Below are 3238 nucleotides of genomic sequence, written 5' to 3' on the forward strand. Positions count from 1 at the left end.
GCAGAATGGGATGACATTCTGAATACGAACGTACGCAGCTGTTTTATTGCAACAAGAGAAGCGGCTAAGGTAATGAAGCGAAACACAGAAGGTGGCTCAGTGGTTAATATGGCCTCTACACGAGCTTTCATGTCAGAGCCAGACACGGAAGCCTACGCGGCATCCAAAGGAGCCATAGCCGCCCTTACACATGCGATGGCCATATCGCTAGGAAAAGATCGGATTCGGGTCAATTGTATCAGTCCAGGATGGATTGAAACGGGAAATTACGAGCAATTGCGTGCGGAAGACCATCAACAGCATCCAGCAGGGCGAGTAGGAACCCCTAAAGACATTGCGCGAGCCTGTCTATATTTGACACAACCCGGCAATGATTTTGTAACAGGCACGAATCTAGTGGTTGATGGTGGCATGACGCGTAAGATGATTTATGAACCTTGATCAAAGCCTAAAAGAGTAGTCCCAGTGTTGGGGCTATTTTTTATTTTTTGGACTGTCACTTATTGGGCATTTGTACCATAGGATAGGGTATGTGATTGAGAAGCAAGGAGGTGACGCGGTGGCTGTAATCAAGACCAGCACAGAAGATGTAAGGACCCTTGCCCGGCTGATGCGGGCTGAGGCTGAAGGTGAAGGCGAGATGGGGATGCTCATGGTTGGCAATGTCGGTGTGAACCGAATTTTAGCCAATTGCCTGGATTTCCAAGGGATACGCCTCATGAATGACATGGTGTTTCAAAGTCCCGGAGGTTTTGAAGCTACTCAGAAGGGGTATTTTTATCAGAGAGCTCGTGATCGGGACGTTCGACTTGCCCAGCGTGTAATCAATGGTGAAAAAATACGTCCGGCATCCAATGCATTGTGGTTTTTCAGACCGGCTGGAGAATGTCCGGATACCTGGTATAACCAGACCAATACCGGTCGCTTTAAAGCCCACTGCTTTTTTAGCCCGACTGAAGAGGACTGCCCTAATGTATATTAGGCACCTTTCAGAATGGCTCGAAGATTTAAAATTAAATTAAAACCATTTTAGGAGGAATTTACATGATTTCACAGCAAGCTTACCGTCCCGTACCCTATGCTTCCGGCAATGGATATCCCGAATGGCCAAGAGGGATGGCTCCAGTCCAAACCATGCAGCCTATGACTGGCTTTCCACCTTCAGTAAGCAGTGGGAGTCCTATGACACCAACGGGTACGGTAGTTCAAGTTCAGACTCCGCAATACGAGCAATCATACATCGAGAATATTTTACGCTTGAACTTGGGCAAAACGGGAACTTTTTATATGACCTATGAAAATAACCGTGAATGGAATGCGAAAATATTCAAAGGTATTCTGGAAGCAGCTGGTCGGGATCACATTATTATTAGTGATCCGGCAACAGGCAAACGGACTATTTTACTGATGTTAAACCTAGATTATGCAACTTTTGATGAGCCGCTGTTGTACCAATATCCCGGCGTCACCGGAAATCTGGGCGGATCCCCGGTTCGCTGATGCCTTCATATATATGAGTCTACATCCTCTGCCAGATGGCAGGGGATGTATTTTGTTTATATTCTTTCTCAAATATAGTTGCTTTCTTGGTGGTAAGAGGCGAAAACGAGAGCTTTCCGACCTAAATGATAGAGGAGTTGATTTTTCTGACATGGCTTGTGGTTTGACTGTATAGAGTATAGTTATATAATTAAATATAAGCTGATGAATGATTGAATCATTTATGCGGAATATGGCTTAAGGAAGCCGGAAGGGGTGAATGTGTTGGGAAGTTGACGCTGCTTATGATGTGTTATCGTTCTGTCTATGATGAAACTATCCGAAGGAGGTGCGCCTGTCTGCCGTAATGACGGCTGATGGGGAGCATATTGAGTGACCCTTTACCGAGTATGTTTAACTTATTTATTGTTTTTGCATTAGTATTATTAAATGGTTTTTTTGTATCTGCGGAATTTGCCATGGTGAAGGTCAGAGGCAGCCGTATAGAAACCTTGGTGGAGGCGGGCAATAAAAAGGCCGTATATGCCGCCAATATGATACACAATTTGGACGCTTATTTGTCTGCCTGCCAATTGGGCATTACCCTAGCATCATTAGGACTGGGATGGATCGGAGAGCCGGCCATCGCACATTTGATTGAACCTGTATTTACAGCCGCTGGCTTGGGAGCGGTATATGTGCACGGTACTGCCGTGGTCATTGCATTTATTGTCATTACGATTTTGCATATTGTGTTGGGTGAATTGGCACCCAAAACGATAGCTATTCGTAAAGCTGAAACTATTACGCTGTATTCAGCCATGCTGATGACTTGGTTTTACAAGTTGATGTATCCATTCATATGGGCGTTGAATGGAATGGCGAACAGCCTGCTGCGTTTATTCCGTCTGGAGCCGGTATCCGAATACGACGATTCCGCGCATACAGGGGATGAAATACGCATTCTGATGAAAGAAAGCAATAAGAGCGGACTAATTGATAATACGGAATTGGCGCTTGTTGATAATATATTTGATTTTGCCGACACCACCGCCAGGGAAATCATGATTCCGCGCACGGAGATGATCTGTTTATACAGTAATGAGTCCACAGAAGAAAATCTCGCGATTGCAACGGAAAGCATGAGAACCCGTTATCCAATCTGTGCCGAAGATAAGGACCATATTATCGGCTTTATCCATATTAAAGATCTTCTACGTGCGAACACGCTCGATACTCGTACGATGATTCGACCGATCCTTGCTGTTCCGGAATCAACGCAAATTAGTGATCTGCTCAAACGCATGCAACGTAGCAAAACGCAAATTGCAATTTTGATTGATGAATACGGTGGCACATCGGGTATGGTAACGCTGGAAGATATTATGGAAGAAATCGTCGGTGAAATTCAGGATGAGTTCGATCAGGAACGTCCGAGTTGTGAGCGGATTAATGACGATGAATTTTCGATTGACGGTATGTTATTAATTGATGAAGTGAACGATCGCTTTGGACTGGATCTAGATCATGAGGATTATGATACAGTAGGAGGCTGGCTATACTCACATGTTGAGGTTATTCCTCCACAGCCTGGCCAGTCTGTAGTGTTTGAAGGATGTATGTTCATTGTAGAAGAAGTTGAAAACAAGCGGATTTCACGTATCCGGCTAATTAAACAGCCTATCGTCGTGGAGGAAGCAGGAGTCTCTTAACGGAAAAATTATGGAAAGCGGCCTTCAATCATGTGGGGTCGCTTTTT

The 3238-nt window shown here is 44.8% G+C and carries 4 protein-coding genes; all 4 read left to right on the forward strand.

Going from position 1 to position 3238, the window contains the following annotated elements:
- A partial coding sequence (locus tag AC5V8P_RS24570) for an SDR family oxidoreductase (RefSeq protein ID WP_495473974.1) occupies positions 1-441 on the forward strand: 441 nt, incomplete at its 5' end.
- Positions 442-559: 118 nt separating this feature from the next.
- Positions 560-982 carry a cell wall hydrolase gene (locus tag AC5V8P_RS24575; protein WP_063210533.1) on the forward strand — a complete coding sequence of 141 codons (423 nt, stop codon included), beginning with the start codon at positions 560-562 and terminating at the stop codon, positions 980-982.
- Between the two features lie 62 nt (positions 983-1044).
- Positions 1045-1500, forward strand: coding sequence for a spore coat protein GerQ (gerQ, locus tag AC5V8P_RS24580; RefSeq protein WP_063210531.1), 456 nt, complete (start codon positions 1045-1047; stop codon positions 1498-1500).
- Positions 1501-1856: 356 nt separating this feature from the next.
- Positions 1857-3191: a hemolysin family protein gene (locus tag AC5V8P_RS24585; protein ID WP_064797097.1), complete on the forward strand. Its 1335-nt coding sequence runs from the start codon at positions 1857-1859 to the stop codon at positions 3189-3191.
- Positions 3192-3238 lie beyond the last annotated feature (47 nt).

This window comes from Paenibacillus sp. N119s (assembly GCF_059447605.1).